Origin of the sequence: Xaviernesmea rhizosphaerae (assembly GCF_001938945.1) — a bacterium.
Taxonomy (GTDB): Bacteria; Pseudomonadota; Alphaproteobacteria; order Rhizobiales; family Rhizobiaceae; genus Xaviernesmea; species Xaviernesmea rhizosphaerae.
The window spans coordinates 195,622-214,690 of sequence record NZ_MKIO01000030.1; the positions used below are offsets into that span (position 1 = coordinate 195,622).

Below are 19,069 nucleotides of genomic sequence, written 5' to 3' on the forward strand. Positions count from 1 at the left end.
ACGGGGACGAGCCACGGGTCTCGTCCCGTCCTTCGGACCCCCGCTGGGGGAGAAGAGACCCGGCCGATAGCGTGGCGCCTCCATCCAACCCGCTGAAATACAATGCATCAGTCGCATTTTCTTATGGGTGGAGGCGGGGCGAGGCGCCGCCGCACGTCTCTTCTCCCCAGCGGGGAGAAGGTGGCCCGAAGGGTCGGATGAGGGGGCAGCCAAGGTCGCAAATCATTCTGTCGTGTACTGTGGAAAATCATACACAGTCCGGTGCTTTAGGTCTGTTTTGCATAGGATTTTCCCGAAAGACGGTTCCCGCTTTTCGGCCCGATCCTTCAGTGCCGATCCGGAAAATCAGCTCCGCTTCGCACCGCCCTGGCGTCGATCCTCTTATGCGGCCCCTCTCGTGTCGGACGATGCCCGGGCTATCGGTCCGGCCGCGGGGTGTGCCGCCCGCGCCAGAGCTGCCAGCGGATGCTCGGCCCTGGCGGCTGAGAAGCGCTCCAGCTGGCAGCGGCAGGAAAAGCCGCTGGCCGCCACGTCGGTCTCGCCGGCCACCGCATCCTTCCAGGCCAGATCGAACACCGCGCGGCTGACCTCAAGGCTGCGGGCGCGATGGCCGAAGAGACCCGCCATGCCGCAGCATCCGGCGGCCACCACCTTCGTCGGCGCGCCGAGTGCCGCCAGCACGGTCTTCCAGGCGGCCACCGCCTTGGCGTCCTCATTGCAGTGCGGCAGGAAGGTCGTGGGCCAGTCGATCTTTGCCGGGCGTGGGAATGACGCGCCGCGCGCGATCTCGTCGGCCAGGAATTCCTGCACCAGCAGAACGGGCGCTGGCGTCAGGCCGGCCTTGGCATAGTCCTGCCGCAGCATGGCGACGAAGGCCGGGTCGAGGCCGATCATCGGCCGTCCGGCCTTGGCCACCTGGTCGATCGCTTCGGTGAGCGCCCGGGCATGGCGCAGGAATCGCGCCCGGTCGCCCAGTCCATGGGCCGCCTTGCCCCCGGTGACCAATTTGACGAAAACGGGCTCGTACCCCAGCGCCGCCAGACCGCCTGCAATGGCAAGGCTCGCCTCGGGATCGAACAGCGCGGTGAAGGGATCCTGAAAGAGAAATACCGTTGCCGCGTCGAAGCCTCGGCCGGCGATATCGCGGGCCGGCAGCTGCGGATAGGGGCCGGCGGCAATGCCCTTGCGGGCGAAGGCGGGGAGGTCGGCAAGCCCTGTCAGCCGGCTGGCGAGCGGCATGAGCGCATTGGCGATCGGGGCGACGATGGCGCGCAGCCGGTCGAGCAGCGCGGCATGGCTTTCCATCAGCAGCGCTGCCCGGTCGCCGGCCTTGCGCGCGCGGCGGCGGTGGATGTCATCCAGGAAATGCGACTTCATCTCGGGGATGTCCACCTGCACCGGACAGCCCGTGGCGCAGGCCTTGCAGCCCAGACAGCCATCGAGCGCCGAGAACACGCTGTCCTCCAGATCGCGCGTCAGGTGACCGGCCGTTCTGGCCTGATGCCAGGCGCGCAGCGCCTCGGCCCGGCCCTTGGGCGAATGGGTGAGGTCGCGCGTCGCCTTGAAGGAGGGGCACATGGTGCCGGCGCGCGGATAGCTCAGGCACTGCGCATTGCCATTGCAGGAGAAAGCCGGCGCCAGCGGATCGGCCGCATCGATGCGCGGCGCGCGCATGGGCGTGGACGAGATCCCCATCAGCGGCGCGGCGTGAGCGACCAGCTTTCCGGGGTTGAAGCGCGCCTTGGGGTCGAAAGCCTGCTTGATCGCTTGGAAGGCGCCATAGGCTTCCGGCCCGACGAATTCGGCGAGATAGGCGCCGCGCACGCCCTTGCCATGCTCGCCCCAGAAAATGCCGCCATGTTTGCGCGTCAGCGCGAAGACCTCGTCGGAGATGGCTTGCAGCGTCGCCCGGTCTGCCGCCTCGCCGAGATCGAGCGCGGGGCGCACATGCAGGCAGCCGACATCGACATGGCCGTAAATGCCATAGGCAAGGCCATGCTCGGTGATCAGCGCGGTGAAATCGCGCACGAAGGCGGCGAGGTGTTCCACCGGCACCACGCAATCCTCGACGAAGGCGACGGGACGGCGGTTGCCCTTGACCTTGCCGAGCAGGCCGACGGCTGCGGCCCGCACCTGCCAGAGGGCGGCGATCTCCGCCTCGTCGCGCGCGACATGCACGGCGATGGCGCCGGGCAGGCGCAGCCCCGCCTCCGCCAGCCGGGCGACGGATTCGCTCAGCGCCGCTTCGTCATCGCCGACGAATTCCACGAAGCTGTAGGAGACCGGCTGGCCGTCGCGCGCGCGCAGCGCCATGGGCAGCGCGCCGAGCACACCGGCCTTTTCCGCCAGCGCCTGAACCCATTCGTCCATGATCTCGATCGCCAGCGGCTCATGGGCGAGCAGCGGCGTGCCCGCATTCAGCGCCGCCTCGAAGCTCTCGAAGCCGATCACGACAAGCCGCTTGAGCCGCGGCTTGCGGTGCAGCTTCACGCGGATGCGGGTGACAAGGCCGAGCGTGCCCTCCGCGCCGATGGCGAGCCGCCACCAGTCGAACCGGTCGGGGTCTTCCAGCGCGCGGCCGAGATCATAGCCGGTGAAGCGGCGCGATAGGTTCGGCACCTGCGCCAGCAGCGCGTCGCGTCCCTTCGCGCAGGCCACGCGCGCGGCGGCGAGCAGCCACGCGGCCTCGGCCGGCGGGGTGGCGAAACTGTCGATGAGCAGGCCGCCCTCGGTCACCAGATCGAGGCCCAGCACATTGTCGCTGGTCTTGCCATAGATGCGCGAGCCCTTGCCCGAGGCATCCGTGCCGACCATGCCGCCGACCGTGCAGCGGCTGGCGGTGGAGGTGTTCGGCGCGAAGAACAGGCCATGCGCGGCGAGCTTGCCGTTCAGCTCTTCGAGAACGATGCCGGGCTCCACCTCCGCCCATTGCTCCTCTGCATTGACCGCGAGCAGCCGGTTCATGTGCTTCTGGAAATCGACGATCACGCCGACATTCAGGCTCTGCCCGTTGGTGCCCGTGCCGCCGCCGCGCGCCGTCACCGGAAGGCTGACATAGTCAGCTTCGCCGAGCACGCGCAGAAGGCAGGCCACATCCGCGCCATCGCGCGGGGCGACGACGAGATCGGGCCGGATCGCATAGACGCTGTTGTCCGTCGACATAGCCGCCAGAAGCGCGGGATCGCCGCTGACATCGCCGCGAAAGCCGGCAGCGGCAAGCGCGCCGGGCAAGCGTTGAAGCGCGTCCAGCGCGATGGCGGGCGGGGTGAAGCGGGGCTGTTCCATCAGGACCTCGAACCATTCATCCGCCTATTGAACCATGTTTTTCCTCTTCGTATAAGAAGAATGATATGAAGATCTTTTCGGATAATACGAATATCGGCCTGCGCCATTTCCGCGCCGCCGTCACGGTGATGGAGGAGGGATCCTTCAGCCGTGCGGCCCAGCGCCTCGGCGTCGTCGCCTCGGCGCTGACGGAGACGATCCGCGCGCTGGAGGCCGAATGCGGCACGCAGATCTTCGACCGCAGCGCACGCCCCGTACGACCGACGGAGGACGGGCGGCGCTTTCTCGAAGGCGCGCGCGATGTGCTGGACCGCTTCGCGCTCTCGCTCGACGGCCTGCGCCGGATCGGCGCGCTGCAGACCGGCCGGGTGGCGGTCGGCGCCGCGCCCTCCTCGGTGCAGGATCATCTTGCCGCAGCGCTCATCCGCTTCCGCCGCGACTATCCCGGCATCGAAGTGGTCATCCATGACGATGTGGCCGAGCGGCTGGCCGCGATGGTGGCGGAGCGCACGCTGGACTTCGCGCTCGCCGGCCACAGCCTGGCCTCGGACGCGCTGGACGCGGTGCGCCTCAGCGAGGACCGCTTCGGCCTCGTCTGCCATCGCCGCCACCCTCTGGCACAGCATGTTGATGCACTGACGCTCGCCGATATTCCGGGCGACGAGCTGATCGCGCTCGAAGGGCAGACCGGCATCGCCCGTCTCCTGGCGGATCATCCGGATCTGCCGGCCGAGCTTCGCCGGGGGCGCATCCGCACCTACAGCACCATCGCCCAGCTGACGCTGGTGCATCAGGGCGTCGGCATCGCGCTTCTGCCGGAGCGGGCCGCCGCCGTCCTGCAGAGCCCCGACATCGTCTTTCGCCCGATCCGCGATTTCGCACTCACCCGGCCGGTCTACCTGCTGCGGCCCTTTCGCGCCGCGCTGCCGGCGGCGGCCGAGCGTTTCATCGCCTGCCTGTTCGAGGAGAACGCCGGCGCGCCGCCGGAGCAAGGTTGATCCCGCGGCGCCGGCATGCTCTTCAGGTGGATGAGAGTTTTCGAAAAGGCCGTTTCGCGCCATGACGCTTCGCCAGCAGATCATCGCCCTCGCCATCGTGCCGCTGGTGCTGGCCATCGTCTCCGTCACCAGCTTCATCACCTGGCAATCGGTCGAGCTTGCCGGCACCAGTGTCGCCACCTTCGAGCGCAACATGCTCTCCTCGAAGGAGACGGAGATCGTCAACCTGACCTCGCTCGCCAATTCCGCCATCCGCCCGATCTATGAGGCGGCCGGGCCGGATGACGAGGCGGCCAAGCGGCGAGTGATCGAGATCGTGCGCGGGCTGGATTACGGCCGCGACGGCTATTTCTTCATCTATGACTATGCCGGCAACAGCCTCGTCCATCCGCGCCAGGAGTTCCTGCCGGGGCACAACTGGCTGGATCTGCAGGATCCCGACGGCAACCGGGTGATCGCCAATCTGATCGCCCGCGCCAAGGATGGCGGCGGCTTCCACCGCTACAAGTGGAACCGGCCATCGACCGGCGAGGTGGCCGACAAGGTCTCCTTCGTCGTGGCGCTGGACAAATGGGGCTGGATCCTCGGCACCGGCGTCTATCTGGACGAGATCTACGCGCAGACCGAGGCCGCCAAGAGCGACATCCGCGAACGCATCCGCTGGACCTTCCTGATCGTGGCGCTGGTGGCCATTCCCGCCACGCTCCTGGTCTTTTCCACCTGCATGATGATCACCCTGCGCGAGCGCCGGCTGGCCGATGCCCGGCTGAAGCAGCTGACCCAGCGCGTCATCGACACGCAGGAGGAGGAGCGCGCGCGGCTGGCGCGCGAGCTGCATGACGGCATCTCCCAGAGCCTTCTGGGCGTGCGCTACCGCATGGATCTGGCCGGGCGCAAGGTGGCGGCCGGCGCGCCGGAGGCCGAGCAGGCGATCAGGCAGGGGGTGGAGACGCTCAACGCCGCGATCAAGGACGTGCGCCGGCTCTCGCATGATCTGAGACCCCGGCTGCTTGACGATCTCGGCATTGTCGCGGCGCTGCGCTCGCTCTTAGCGCATTTCGAGGAGCGCACCGGCATTCAGACGGTGCTGACCGTGGAAGGTTTCGAGGACGAACTGAAATCCGAACCGAGCACGGCACTCTATCGCATCGCGCAGGAGGCGCTGACCAATGTCGAGCGGCACGCCGGCGCCAGCCGGGTCGATATCACCCTGTGGAGCGCGCGCGGCCGCGCGCGCATGCGCATCACCGACAATGGTCATGGCTTCGTGCAGGGCGGGCCGGTGGGCACAAGCGGGCTCGGCCTGCGCAACATGCAGGAGCGCATGGCCCATTTCCGCGGCGTGCTGGTGATCCGCAGCGACGAGACAGGCACGGTGATGACGGCGATGATGCCGAAATCCGCCAATCGGGAGAGGCAGGCGGCATGATGGCGATGACGGGACCGATCAAGCTGCTGCTCGTCGATAACCATCCGCTGGTTCTCGACGGGCTGCGCGCCATCCTGGAAACCTATGAGCATCTGACCGTCGTCGCCACCGCCACCGATGCGGAGGAGGGCATCGACAAGGCCGCAGCCCTTCGTCCCGATGTGGTGCTGCTCGACATCAACATGCCGCGCATGAGCGGCATCGACGCGATCGAGCGGATGCGCGCAGCCGCACCGGCGGCGCGCATCCTGATGCTGTCGATGCATGACAACAGGGAATATATCTCCTCCTCCGTGCTGCGGGGCGCCTCGGGCTATGTGTTGAAGGACGTCTCCACTGCCGAGATCGTCACGGCGATCGAAACGGTCATGGCCGGCGGCACCTTCTTCTCCTCCGGCGTCAGCGAGGCAATCCTGGAAAGCCGCGCCAAGGCGGAAGGGCCGGCCCTGACGGCGCGTGAGCGCGACATTCTCTGCGGCATCGCCGCCGGGCGCAACAACCGGGATCTGGCCGAGGCGCTCGGCCTTTCGGTCGCCACCGTCGAGACCCATCGCAAGCACCTGAAGCGTAAGCTCGGCATCGCCACTACCGCCGGCCTGGTGCGCTACGCGCTCGACCATGGCCTGATGCCGTCAGGCGGGAAATCCGCCTGATCCGCATCCCTCCAGAGGCTCGTTCCCTGAAGCTCCCGGCCGTCCTACCCACTTATGGGTAGGACGGCGTGCAATGGCTTCGCGCCCAGCTTGCGCGCGGACCGGCCGCGTCCTAGCACAATGAGGCTGTCGACATTGTCGTGAATTCGGGAGGAATTCCATGTCTCGTCCGTCCAAGACGGGCAGCCGGGCCGCCTTTTGGCTGCTGCTGCTGCCCTATATCGGGCTCCTTTGGGTGCCGTTCTACAATATGCGCGAACCCTCGCTGTTCGGCTTTCCCTTCTTCTACTGGTATCAGCTGGCCTGGGTGCCGCTGACCGCCGCCCTGACCTATGTGGCCTACAGGAGCGTGCGCGATGACGACTGAGATCAACCCCGTCGCCCTGTCCGTCTTCATCTTCTTCTTCGTGCTCGTCACCGTCATGGGCTTCGTCGCCGCGCGCTGGCGCCGGCCGGAAACGCTCGCCCATATCGATGAATGGGGCCTGGGCGGCCGCTCCTTCGGCACCTGGATCACCTGGTTCCTGATCGGCGGCGACTTCTACACCGCCTATACCGTCATCGCCGTTCCGGCGCTGGTCTATGTCGTCGGCGCCTATGGTTTCTTTGCGCTGCCCTATACGATCGTCGTCTATCCCCTGGTCTTCCTGGTCATGCCGGTTCTGTGGAAGAAGGCCCGTGACCACGGCTATGTCACGGCGGGCGATGTCGTCCACGGGCAATATGGCTCGCGCGGGCTGGAGCTGGCGGTGGCCGCCACCGGCGTCATCGCCACCATGCCCTATATCGCGCTGCAGCTCGTCGGCATGACAGCGGCGCTGAAGGCGCTGGGCCTGACGGGCGAAATCCCGCTGTCGATCGCCTTCATCATCCTGGCGCTCTACACCTATTCCGCCGGCCTGCGGGCGCCCGCGCTGATCGCCTTCGTGAAGGACATCATGATCTATATCGTGGTGATCGCGGCCGTTGCGCTGATCCCCTCCAAGCTCGGCGGCTATGCCAATGTCTTCGCGGCGGCCGATGCCGCCTTCCAGGCCAAGGGCTCGGGCAATGTCCTGCTCGGCGGCCATCAATATGTCGCCTACGCCTCGCTCGCGCTCGGCTCGGCGCTCGCCGCCTTCATGTATCCGCACACGCTAACGGGCATCTTCGCCTCCTCCGGCGCGCGCACCATCCGCAAGAATGCCGTGCTGCTGCCGGCCTATACGCTGCTGCTCGGCCTTCTCGCTTTGCTCGGCTATATGGGCCATGCCGCAGGCCTCAAGCTGAGCAGCCCCAACGATGTGGTGCCGGCCCTGTTCCAGACGCTGTTTCCGAGCTGGTTCGCCGGTTTCGCCTTCGCGGCGATCGCCATCGGCGCGCTTGTGCCGGCAGCCGTGATGAGCATCGGCGCCGCCAATCTCTTCACCCGCAACTTCTGGAAGGCCTATGTCAATCCGGCCATCAACGATGCGGGCGAGGCGCAGGTGGCCAAGGTCACCTCCATGCTGGTGAAGATCGGCGCGCTCCTGGTCATCATCTTCCTGCCGACGCAGTTCGCCCTCGACCTGCAGCTGCTCGGCGGCATTTGGATCCTGCAGACGCTGCCGGCGCTGATCTTCGGCCTCTACACCAACTGGTTCCGCGCGCCGGCGCTCCTGACCGGCTGGGCCATCGGCTTCTTTGGCGGCACCTATCTCGTATGGGATGCCGGATGGAAGCCCCTGCACATGATCAGCCTCGGCGGCGAGCCCTTCACCGTCTATACGGGTCTTCTGGCACTCGCAGCCAATGTGGCGGCGGCCTGCTTGGTCAATGTCGCCCTGCGCGCGGCAAAGCCTGCCATGGCATGACGTCCTGACTGCGAGACATGCAGCCGAGGCGCCGGCGCTTCGGCTGACCTCCTGTCCGGCCCGGGACTAGCGGAGGCGAAAGCGCTTCGGTGGCGGCCATGCGGTTCTCCGCACGATGCTCTCATGATCCGGTACCGCCCGTCTGGTCTTCCAGGCGGGCCGTTCGGCATTCCGCTCCACCGAAACCGGCATCGGGGGCACACGCGTTTGGCGGAAAGCGGCTTGCGCCCGACGGTCGCGGCGTCCCTGCCGTTGCTCCTGCGGACCGGTGGAGGCGCATCGTCATCTATATTTCACACTTCCTGCCGTTGTCCCTTTACAGTCTGGAAATTCTCCTATGCGTAACTCGAAGGGATCAAGGCCGGAAGGGGTGGGCGATCCCTGTCATCTCCTGCCGCCTGATGGTCGTCCCGCCTGATTGCCAGCATGGGTTTTCGCGATGTCCCTTTTCCATCCCCGATCTATTTCCACGAAGCTTGTCCTCGCCACCACGGCGACGATCTCGATGCTCTTCGTCGTCTGCGGCCTGTTCCAGGTCAATGATACGCGCAAGCGCGTGGATGCGCTGGTCGAGCGCCAGGCCCGTACGCAAGCCGAGGCCATCGCCGGGAGCATCGCCGGCCAGGTCGGCCAGATCGACGGCGGCGCGCGCACCATGGCCGGGGTGATCGGGCGGGCGCATGAGACCAAGGCTCTTGATCGAACCGGGGTCCTGGCCATTCTCAAGGCCAATCTCGAACAGCATCCCAACGCCTTCGGCAGCTGGTTCCTCGAGGCTCCGAATGCTTTCGACGGCCGCAAGGCCGAGATGAAGGGACAGGAAGCCTTCGGCGGCAACAAGGACGGGGACTTCGCGCCCTATTGGTCGAAGAGCCAGAAGGGTGAGCTGATCTTCAGCACCTTCGGCGCCAAATATAACGAGGAATGGTATTCGGTGGCCGCGAGCACCGGTAAGCCGTGGATCACCAAGCCCTATCTGGCCGAGGGAACCGACGTGCCCACCGCGATGAGCTCGCTCAGCTATCCGGTGGTTTCCGGCGGCAAGCTGGTCGGCGTGTCGGGCATGGATCTGTCGCTGGGCATGCTGTCCAAGCAGCTGTCCACGCTGCATCCCTTCGAGACCGGCCGCGTCTTCCTGGTCTCGCAGGACGGAAAATGGCTGGCCGCGCCGTCGGCCAATCAGCTGATGAAGCCTTATGACGGCGTCTCGCCCGAGATCATCCAGGCCACCCTGACGGACAACACCATCAAGCGGATCGAGGATGTGGCCTCGGATGACGGTGCGACGTTCCAGCGGCTGGTCTATCCCTTCGCGCTCAACGGGCTCGGCGTGCGCTGGATCCTGCTGGTCGATATTCCGAACGCGGCCTTGACCGGCCCCGTCAACGACCAGCTGTGGATGACGGTTCTCAGCGGCCTCGTCCTTCTGGGCGCCGTGATCGTCGGCGTCACCTGGTCGGCCCGCAGCATGGTCCGCCGTCCGCTGCGTGGGCTCATCGGCGATGTCGCCCGGCTGGAATCAGGCCAGTTCGAGCAGCCGATTGCCGGGCTTGAGACCGAGGACGAGACGGGCGAGGTCGCGCGCGCGCTGGAAGCGCTGCGCCACAAGCTGGCCCGCACCCATGCGCTGGAAATCGAGGCCGAGACGCAGCGTCGTTCGGCCGAGGCCGGCCGCGAGCAGACAGAGCGCGAGCGGGCCATCCATCTGGCGACCCAGCAGACAGTCGTCGGCGCCCTGGCCGAGGCGCTGGCCGACATCGCCGCCGGCAATCTTTCCGCCCGCATCCGCACCGACTTCCCGGGAGACTATGGCGCGCTGAAGAGCCATTTCAACCAGGCGATCCAGAGCCTGGAAGAGGCCATCTCCGTGGTCGGCAAATCGACCGTGACGATCAATGGCGGCGTCAACGAGATCGCCGCCGCCGCCGGCGACCTGTCGCGCCGCACCGAGCAGCAGGCGGCGCAGCTGGAGGAAACCGCAGCGGCACTGAACGAGATCACCGAGCAGGTTCAGGCCAGTGCCGAGAACGCCCGCGTGGCGGCCAATGTGGTGAAGAAGGCCTCCGTGGACGCCGAGACCTCCGGGCAGATCGTCCAGAGCGCGCTCAACGCCATGCAGGGCATCGAGCAATCCTCCTCCAAGATCACCAACATCATCGCCGTCATCGACGAGATCGCGTTCCAGACCAATCTTCTGGCGCTGAATGCCGGTGTCGAGGCCGCCCGCGCGGGCGAAGCCGGCAAGGGCTTCGCCGTGGTCGCGCAGGAGGTGCGCGAGCTCGCCCAGCGCGCCGGCCAGGCGGCAAAGGAGATCCGGGCGCTGATCGCCGCCTCCAAGGACCAGGTCACCGATGGCGTCGGGCTGGTGGCTCGCACCGGCGAGGCGCTGCAGGCCATCGCGTCGCAGGTCATCGAGATCAACGGCCTGATCCAGATGATCTCCGTCTCCTCCAGCGAGCAGGCTTCCGGCCTGAAGGAAATGAACCATGCCGTTCACCAGATGGACCAGGTGACGCAGCAGAACGCCGCCATGGTCGAGGAGACCACCGCAGCCGCCAACAACCTTGGCCACGAAGCGGATTCGCTGCGCGACCTGGTGGCACGCTTCCACACCACGGGCAGCACCAGCCATGGCCGCGCCGATCCGATGCGACGTGCCGCCTGACGGTCGATCTCACGGTTGAACGGATGGAAAGGCCCGGCATGATCCGGGCCTTTTTCGTGCTCTGCCTGTCTTGGAAAAGCCGCCGGCGCGGGCGTGAGCGCCGCGGGATCGTCATTCGCCTTCCCGTGCGGCCGGCGCGGCAATCATTCCCGATTGCGCGGATGTTTGGAACAAAATTCCTCAGTTATTTTATAGAGAATATTATCATTGGGGCATGGCATCACCCTGCCGGAGCCCGCCGATCCCAGATATCTGGATCACCCGCTCCGGTGTGATGCGCGACCGAAAAACCGGGGGCATGGGGCTGGTTCAGTCCGATGCTCCGACGACGCAAGGAGTTCCGGATGATCTCACGCAGACAGACGCTTGCCGCTCTGGCGGCGGCCACCGCCACCCTGGCCGCCCCGGCCATCTCGCGCGCGGCCGGCGGCGGAACCTTCCGGATCGGCTGGCAGAAGAACGGCGTGCTGGCGCTGGCCAAGAGCGCGGGCGTCATCGAGAAGCGGCTGGAGCCGCTGGGCTTTGCCGTCACCTGGGCAGAGTTCAGCTCCGGCCCGCCGCTTCTGGAGGCGCTGGGCGCCGGGGCTCTGGATTTCGGGCCGACCGGCGACGTGCCGCCGCTGTTCGCCCAGGCAGCGGGCGGCAAGCTGCTCTATGTCGGCACCTATGCCGGCGCACCGTCCGGCTCTGCCATTCTCGTCGCCAAGGATGCGCCCATCCACACGCTCGCAGATCTCAAGGGTAAGCGGGTCGCCTTCAAGCGCGGGTCGAGCGCCCATAATTTCACGGTAAAGGCCCTGCGCAAGGCGGGGCTGACGGTGGCGGACATCAAGCCCGCGGATCTCTCCCCCGCCGATGCCGCTGCCGCCTTCAAGAGCGGCGGCATCGATGCCTGGGCGATCTGGGATCCCTATTTCGCCGTGGCCGAGGCCGATCCGCAGACCCGGGTGCTGACCACGGCCGAGGGCATCGTCGACAGCTGGAGCTATTTCCTCGGCCGCGAGGGCTTCGTGCAGGAACAGCCGCAGATCGTCCTTGCCGTTCTCGACACGCTGAAAAAGACAGGCGTCGAGGCCCAGGGCAATCTCGAGGCGACGGTGCCGGCGCTCGCGCGCATCACCGGCGTGCCGGAGGCCGTAACCCGCACCGCGCTGACGCGACCCGGCGCCGATCTCGGCAGGGTCTCCACCGTGTCCGACGCCGTCATCGCCTATCAGCAGTCGCTGGCCGACGAATTCTACAGCCTGCGTATCCTGCCCAAGAAGCTTTCGGTCGCCGACATCGTCTGGCGCCCGAAGGCCAGCTGACGCACCCCTGGAGCATCATCCGACAAAAGCGAAACGACGGTCGATGACATCATGCTCCCCCTAAATGGCTTACAGCGCCGATCTGACGCCATCAGGCCCAACAGCGCTGCACATTCCCGAGTTTTCAAGGATCCGATCTGATGACCACCACCAAGCCGCTGGATTTCCTCTGGTTCATTCCCTCCTCGGGCGATGGCGCCTATCTCGGTTCCGATGCGCTGAGCCGGCCCTCCGACCCGGGCTATTTCCGCGAGATCGCCCAGGCGGTCGATCGCCTCGGCTATTCCGGCGTTCTCATTCCCACGGGCGTGGCCTGCGAGGAATCCTTCATTCTCGCCACGCATCTTGCCGCCTTCACCGAACAGCTGAAGTTTCTCGTGGCGATCCGCCCCGGTGTGGCCTCGCCGGCCTATTATGCGCGCCTTGCCTCGACGCTGGACCGCGTCTCCCATGGCCGGCTGCTGCTCAACATCGTGGTCGGCGGCAGCGCCCAGGAGCTGGCGGGCGACGGCATCTTCCTGCCGCATGACGAGCGCTATGCCCATGCGGAGGAGTTCTTCCAGGTCTTCAATCAGCTCCTGGCCGAGGGCCGAGCCGATCTCGATGGCCGCTATATCAAGGCGCACAATGCCCAGCTCGGCTTTCCGCCCGTGCAGGCGCCGCGTCCGCCGCTCTATTTCGGTGGCTCGTCCGATTCCGCCATCGATTTCGCCGGCGCGCAGGTCGAGAAATACCTGACCTGGGGCGAGACCCCGGATCAGGTCGGCGAGAAGATCAACAAGGTGCGCGCCGCCGCCGCCCGGCGGGGCCGCGAGGTCTCCTTCGGCATCCGCCTGCACTTCATCGTGCGCGAAACCGACGACGAGGCCTGGGAGGCCGCCGACCGCCTGATTTCCAAGCTGTCCGACGAGACGATCGCCAAGGCCCAGGAAGGCTTCCTGAAGAATTCCGACTCCGTCGGACAGGCGCGCATGCAGGCGCTGCATGGCGGCCGGCGCGACAAGCTGGAAGTGGCCCCCAATCTCTGGGCCGGCATCGGCCTGGTACGCTCGGGCGCCGGCACAGCGCTGGTCGGCTCCGCCAAGACCGTGGCCGCCCGCCTGAAGGAATATCAGGATCTCGGCATCGATACGGTCATCGCCTCGGGCTATCCGCATCTGGAGGAGGCCTATCGCGTCTCGGAGCTTCTGTTCCCGGAGATCGGTCTTGGCGGCCCGCGCAACCAGATCCGCTCCTCCTTCGGCGAGCGCCAGGTCTTCGGCGGCGGCGGCCATGGCGGCAATCTGCGGGTGGTCTCCGGGTCTTGAGACCCCTCTCGCGCCCGAGGATCTGCCTCAGTCTTGCTTCATCCGGCGTCCTCTGTCGCCGGGTGAAAAGCGCTGGTGGGGCGAACGGTTAAAGCACTGGCTTGAAAATCGGCAATCGGTTTTCGAGCCGATGGAAAAACAGAAATCCAGAGCATCGGAATGCGGATGATGATGCATCCGATGCTCCGGTACGCCGACATCCTGCTCCGTTGCGGTGCTTCGCTGCGGGTGAGCCGGCCTGTCTTGAGAGCGTCTGTTCAGGACAGGACCGGCTGTGCCCGATCCGCGCTGTGTAAGGGTTGTTCCGCCAGCAGCGTTCGGGCGATGGCATCCATCTGGGCGGCGATCTCGGGCACGCCGCTCAATTCGCCGAAGGTGGCCCGCGCCAGCGGGCCGGCGATGAACAGGGTCTCGACCGGCGCCCCGTCGGCGCCGATCGCCCGGCTCGCGCCATTGCACGCGAGCCCGAGGCCCAGACCATCCGCGCGGATCAGGCCCTGATCCGCCATCTGCCTGAGATAGGCGTGCTGCGCGATGATGCCGCAATGATCCGGCCCGGTGGCGATCGCCAGCCACGGCGTTTCGATCCGGGCGGTGCCGCCCGCCTGCCTTAGGGTCAGCAACAGCCCATCCCGCGTGGCTTCAGCCGCGGTGACGCGCGCGGCGATGGAGCGGACACGGCCGGCGGCCATGTCGCTGTCGAGAAGGGCGGCGATTTGCGGCGGCATGCGATAGCGCCGCGCCTCGAACCGCCGGCGCAGATGCCGCAGGAAGCGCTTGCGCTCCGAAAGCGGCAGGCCCTGCCAGATCGCCTGGGACTGCTGGCGCAGCGCATCGAAGACGCTCTGCCAGGGCAGGCCCTCGGCCTCCGCCCTTTCAACGGCCGAGCGCACGGCCTTGAGCCATCCACGCAGGCTAGCGGCTTGCGCCGGTGCGGCGATCGTGGTCGTCAGCTGACGGTCTGCATGCGGCTGCGGCAGCGCGCCGGAGCGGGAGAGGAGGGTGACCACGCCCGTATGACCGCGCGCACGCAAGGAGGCGAGCAGATCGACCGCCGTCAGCCCGGCGCCGAGAACCAGAACCGGATCCTCGCGCCCGATCCGGTTCAGGTGATCCGTCTCGAAGGGATTGGCGATCACGCGGGGATCGCCGGCAAGCGCCATCGCGGCTTGAGGGCAACAGGGCAGGGGATGCGAGGTGGCGATCACCAGAAGGTCGGCCGAAAGCGCCGTGCCCTTGTCGCCAAGAATGCGATAGCCGCCATTTTGCCGGTGAACGCCCGTGACCGCCTCGCGGTGGTGGACGATTCGGCCGGACGCGATGAGCGGCGCCAGGGCGTCGTGCATGAAATCGCCGAAATCCGACCGTCTTGCATAGATCGCGCCGCCGGCCTCCGCCGGACCATCCGTCGCCAGCCGCCCGGTTCGCTGCAGAAAGCGCTCGAAGGCCAGGGTATCTTCAGGAAAGGCCTTCATGCGCGCGGCCGCCACATTCAGCCGCAGCGCCGGGTCCCGCGTGTCATAGGCGAGCCCCGCGCCGAGCCGGGCGCGGGGCTCGAACACCGTGATCTGCAGATCGGCCTCCGACAGGGCCAGCCTGCGCGCCAGCGCCGCCCCGGTAAAGCCGCCGCCGATGATGACGATGCGCCGGCTCCTTGCGGGCTGACGCGGCGGAACGTGGCGTGCGGAAGCTTCGGTCATGCTCAGCATTGGCAAATCTCCATGAACCAGGGCGTCGCCAGCCGGTCCGCGCCGTTTGGTGGCATGCGCCGAGCGCCGGGACCTTCTTTCTCGATAAAATATATAGGGAATATCTGGCCTGTCCATGGGGTGCCAAGTGGTGTCCGGACTGGCACCCCGCGGGACGGTCAGGAGCACCCATCCGGTGCCGTATCGATCCGCGTTGACGCTTTCGTCAAAAAGCCGGTAGATTTTGCTGCGCAGCAATAAAAACGGGGATCCACAGGTGAAGATCGCTTGCCTGCACACGACACACAGCAATGTCGCGGTTTTCAACGCCGCGGCGGAAGATCTCGGCCTTGCGGCCGATGCGCTTCTTCATTGTGTTCGGCCCGATCTGCTTGCGGCGGTTGAGCAGGCGCGCACGCTGACAGAGGCCATCAGGAGGGAAACCGTTGCCCTGATCCTCGATCTCTCCGAGGAGGTGGATGCGGTCCTCGTGACCTGTTCCACGCTCGGGCCGGCGGCCGACGCCGTGGGCGATATTACCGGCGTGCCTGTTCTGCGGGTCGATCATGCGCTGGCCGAGCAGGCGCTGGTCGAAGGGCGGCATGTGCTCGTGCTGTGCACGGTCGCGACCACGCTCGCACCGACGCGGGCGCTGTTCAGCACCATTGCCGAGCGGCGCGGCGCCTCCTTTGAAACGCGGCTGGTGCCTGGCGCCTGGACCCTGTTCAAGACAGGCGACATGATGGGCTATTTCCGCTGCATCGCCGATGCCACGCGCGATGCGATTGCCGAAGGCTTCACCAGCGTCGTGCTGGCGCAGGCATCCATGGCCGGTGCGGCCAGCCTGCTTGAAAGCCACCACAGACCGCTCACCAGCCCGGCCGCCGCCCTTGCGGAGGCGGTTCGCCTGCTGCGGACGCATTGACGCGTTTTTCCACCGTGCGGGACCTTTAGAGACCGCATCCGGCTGGCGGTTGCGGCGCGCCGGTGCCTGCTTCGCAGGTCTCAGCCGACCAATGTCCTCCATCGCGACGAAATCGAAAAAAGGGCTTGCCCCTCTAGTCACTAGAGGTGGTTTTCTCCTGTCACGAGACAGGAGACACATCATGGACCAATGGATGCAGACGCGGTTTCGGGTGGGTGGCATGGACTGCGCCTCCTGCGCCGCCAAGATCGATACGGCCGTTCGCCGCCATGCCGGCGTGCAGGATGTGCGCGTTTCAGTGACCTCGGGCACGATGACGCTGAGCCACGAGCCCGAAGCCGACCTGCCGGCCATCGAGAAACAGGTGACGCGGCTCGGCTATCGCACCGAGCGCCTTGCGCCGCTGCAGGCCCGCACCGTGGCCGCAGACGCGGCCACGCCGGTGGCGGCCTGCTGCGCCGGGCATGCTCATCCTCCTCACGGAGAGGATGATCCGGCGCAGCATGTTCATGACCATCATGACCATAAGCATCATGCTCACGACCACGACCATGACCATGACCAAGACGGCGGGCACGATCATCCCCGCGATCACGACCACGCCGAAAATCATGGGCCCGGACAGGATCACGCCGGGCATGCGCATGCGGCGGCACGGGGCGAGGAGGCGGCCTCGGCCCTGCCGGCGGGGCTGCATGGCCATGATCACGGGCCGAGCGATGGCCCCTGGTGGAAGAGCGCCAAGGGCCGGCTGACCGTGGCGTCCGGCGCGGCGCTGGCGCTTGCCTATGCGCTGGGCCATGCCGTTCCCGCGCTCGGCCCCGCCGCCTTCCTGCTCGCCATGGCCGTCGGTCTGGTGCCGATCGCGCGGCGCGCGGTCCTCGCGGCCATGGCCGGCACGCCCTTTTCCATCGAGATGCTGATGACCATCGCCGCACTGGGCGCGATCCTCATCCAGGCGACGGAGGAGGCGGCGGCCGTCGTCTTCCTCTTCCTTGTCGGCGAATTGCTGGAGGGCGTGGCGGCCGGGCGGGCGCGGGCGAGCATCCAGTCCCTGACGACGCTGGTGCCGAAGACGGCACTGCGGCTCGACGGCGACCGGATGGAGGAGGTCCCGGCCGAAACGCTTGGCGTCGATGCGCTGATCCTGGCCCGTCCCGGCGACCGCATCGCCGCCGATGGCGTGATCGTTGCGGGCGAAAGCGCCGTGAACGAAGCGCCGGTCACGGGGGAAAGCGTGCCCGTGACCAAGCGCGTGGACGACACCGTCTTTGCCGGAACGATCAATGGCGACGGCGCGCTGACCATTCGCGTAACCTCTGCCGCTGAAGACAACACCATTGCCCGCGTCGTCCGCCTGGTCGAGGAGGCGCAGGAGTCCAAGGCGCCGACGGAGCGCTTCATCGATCGCTTCTCGCGATACTACACGCCCGGCGTCGTTGCGCTGGCCGCGCTGGTGGCGGTGCTGCCGCCGCTGGTGCTGGGTGGCGGCTGGGGCGAATGGTTTTACAAGGCGCTGGCCATCCTGCTGATCGGCTGCCCTTGCGCGCTGGTCATCTCCACGCCGGCCGCCATTGCCGCCGCGCTCTCGGCCGGCGCGCGGCGCGGGCTCCTGCTGAAGGGTGGCGCCGTGCTCGAACAGGCCGGCAAGCTCCAGCTGGTCGCGCTCGACAAGACCGGCACGCTGACGCGCGGCAAGCCGGAAGTCACCGATATCCTCGCCTTTGGCCGGGAGCCGGCCGAAGTGCTGCGGCTGGCGAGCGCGCTGGAGGCCGGCTCCAGCCACCCGCTGGCGCTGGCGATCCTTGAGCGCGCCAAGGCCGACGGCATCGTGCCGCCAGCAGTCACTGAGGCCCGCGCCCTGGGCGGCAAGGGCGTGGCCGCGACGCTGGAGGGGCAGGCGCTCTATCTCGGTTCGCCCGCCTCCGTCGGCGCGCAGACGCCGCTGGCCGCCGATGTCACCGAGCGGATCGCCGCGCTCAACGATGCCGGCAAGACCGTGTCGCTGCTGCTCATCGACGGGCAGCTCGTCGGCGGGCTGGCGCTGCGCGACGAGCCGCGAGAGGATGCGAAAGCCGGGCTCGAAGCGCTGACGGCCCTGGATGTGCGCACAGTGATGCTGACCGGCGACAATGCCCGCACTGCCAGTGCCATCGGCCGCGCCCTGGACATCGAGGTCCATGCCGGGCTGATGCCGGAGGACAAGCAGCGCATCGTCGGCGACTTCCAGCGCCAGGGCCTCGTCGTCGGCAAGGTCGGCGATGGCATAAATGATGCGCCGGCGCTCGCGGCTGCCGATATCGGCATCGCCATGGGCGGCGGCACGGATGTGGCGCTGGAAACGGCGGATGCCGCCATTCTCCACGGCCGGGTCAGCGATGTCGCCCGCATCATCCGCCTGTCGCGCCGCACGCTCGGCAATATCCACCAGAACATCACCATCGCGCTGGGTCTGAAGCTGGTCTTCCTGGTGACAACAGTGGCGGGCATCACCGGCCTGTGGCCGGCCATCCTCGCCGACACCGGCGCCACCGTGCTGGTGACGATGAACGCGCTGCGCCTGCTCAGGCTGCCGGATTGAGGCCAAGATGGAAAGGCGGCGGGCTGCGTCATCCTGCCGCCTCCTGTACGCAACGCCGCTTTGCGATAAGCTGTTGCAGGAGAATCAAGGAATTGCACAGACATGCCGGCTCTTGCGGCGCGGTCCTGGAAGCGCCGTCTGACGCATGATCCCATCGATCCTCTTGCCACCCCGATCGGATGATGCTCAAGGAGTTTCCATGCAACGCAAGCTGATCTTCTTCTCGCTGATGGCGCTCGTCATCCTCTCCGTCCTCTTCGGCATGATCGGCGTCTTTGCCGTCTGGAGCCCCTTTTCCCCGCCGCCGACGCCCGCCGGCTAGAGCATCGGACCGAAAAGTGGGAACCGGTTTTCGGAAAAATCCGATGCAAAAACAAAAATCTAGAGCATCGCACTGAG

General features: G+C 66.9%; 13 protein-coding genes. 11 read left to right on the forward strand and 2 right to left on the reverse strand.

Annotated features, from left to right (window positions below; translation table 11 throughout):
• Window positions 1-381 precede the first annotated feature (381 nt).
• Window positions 382-3,285 carry an FAD-binding and (Fe-S)-binding domain-containing protein gene (locus tag BJF92_RS13260; protein ID WP_075635214.1) on the reverse strand — a complete coding sequence of 968 codons (2,904 nt, stop codon included), beginning with the start codon at window positions 3,283-3,285 and terminating at the stop codon, window positions 382-384.
• Between the two features lie 65 nt (window positions 3,286-3,350).
• On the opposite strand from BJF92_RS13260, the gene BJF92_RS13265 reads away from it, so the two are divergent.
• The 8 genes from BJF92_RS13265 to ssuD all read left to right on the forward strand — a co-directional run bounded on the left by BJF92_RS13265 (window position 3,351) and on the right by ssuD (window position 13,476).
• Window positions 3,351-4,283, forward strand: a complete 933-nt coding sequence (locus BJF92_RS13265) for a LysR family transcriptional regulator (protein ID WP_075635215.1) — start codon at window positions 3,351-3,353, stop codon at window positions 4,281-4,283.
• A gap of 61 nt (window positions 4,284-4,344) precedes the next feature.
• Window positions 4,345-5,712, forward strand: a complete 1,368-nt coding sequence (gene mctS, locus BJF92_RS13270) for a two-component system sensor histidine kinase MctS (RefSeq protein ID WP_075635216.1) — start codon at window positions 4,345-4,347, stop codon at window positions 5,710-5,712.
• Window positions 5,712-6,365, forward strand: a complete 654-nt coding sequence (gene mctR / locus BJF92_RS13275; RefSeq protein WP_075635241.1) for a two-component system response regulator MctR — start codon at window positions 5,712-5,714, stop codon at window positions 6,363-6,365. The genes mctS and mctR overlap by 1 nt, the downstream gene beginning before the upstream one ends.
• A gap of 160 nt (window positions 6,366-6,525) precedes the next feature.
• Window positions 6,526-6,732 (forward strand): DUF3311 domain-containing protein, encoded by a 207-nt coding sequence (locus BJF92_RS13280; protein ID WP_075635217.1) that lies wholly within the window; start codon window positions 6,526-6,528, stop codon window positions 6,730-6,732.
• Window positions 6,722-8,197 carry a monocarboxylate uptake permease MctP gene (gene mctP / locus BJF92_RS13285; protein WP_075635218.1) on the forward strand — a complete coding sequence of 492 codons (1,476 nt, stop codon included), beginning with the start codon at window positions 6,722-6,724 and terminating at the stop codon, window positions 8,195-8,197. Before BJF92_RS13280 ends, mctP begins: the two co-directional genes overlap by 11 nt.
• A 439-nt stretch (window positions 8,198-8,636) precedes the next feature.
• Window positions 8,637-10,862, forward strand: a complete 2,226-nt coding sequence (locus tag BJF92_RS13290) for a methyl-accepting chemotaxis protein (protein WP_075635219.1) — start codon at window positions 8,637-8,639, stop codon at window positions 10,860-10,862.
• Between the two features lie 344 nt (window positions 10,863-11,206).
• Window positions 11,207-12,169 (forward strand): aliphatic sulfonate ABC transporter substrate-binding protein, encoded by a 963-nt coding sequence (locus BJF92_RS13295; protein WP_075635220.1) that lies wholly within the window; start codon window positions 11,207-11,209, stop codon window positions 12,167-12,169.
• Window positions 12,170-12,306: 137 nt separating this feature from the next.
• The gene (ssuD, locus tag BJF92_RS13300; protein ID WP_075635221.1) at window positions 12,307-13,476 is read left to right on the forward strand and encodes an FMNH2-dependent alkanesulfonate monooxygenase; all 1,170 of its coding nucleotides are present in this window, start codon (window positions 12,307-12,309) and stop codon (window positions 13,474-13,476) included.
• Window positions 13,477-13,733: 257 nt separating this feature from the next.
• Here the strand turns inward: ssuD and BJF92_RS13305 are convergent, their stop codons facing one another.
• The gene (locus BJF92_RS13305; protein WP_075635222.1) at window positions 13,734-15,185 is read right to left on the reverse strand and encodes an FAD/NAD(P)-binding protein; all 1,452 of its coding nucleotides are present in this window, start codon (window positions 15,183-15,185) and stop codon (window positions 13,734-13,736) included.
• Window positions 15,186-15,441: 256 nt separating this feature from the next.
• On the opposite strand from BJF92_RS13305, the gene BJF92_RS13310 reads away from it, so the two are divergent.
• The 3 genes from BJF92_RS13310 (at window position 15,442) to BJF92_RS26255 (ending at window position 18,992) form a co-directional block, all read left to right on the forward strand.
• Entirely contained in the window at window positions 15,442-16,089 is a 648-nt protein-coding gene (locus BJF92_RS13310) for an aspartate/glutamate racemase family protein (RefSeq protein ID WP_075635242.1), read from the forward strand.
• A gap of 181 nt (window positions 16,090-16,270) precedes the next feature.
• Entirely contained in the window at window positions 16,271-18,670 is a 2,400-nt protein-coding gene (locus BJF92_RS13315; protein ID WP_075635223.1) for a heavy metal translocating P-type ATPase, read from the forward strand.
• A 199-nt stretch (window positions 18,671-18,869) separates the two neighbouring features.
• Window positions 18,870-18,992, forward strand: coding sequence for a hypothetical protein (locus BJF92_RS26255; RefSeq protein ID WP_280938382.1), 123 nt, complete (start codon window positions 18,870-18,872; stop codon window positions 18,990-18,992).
• The last annotated feature ends 77 nt before the right edge of the window (window positions 18,993-19,069 follow it).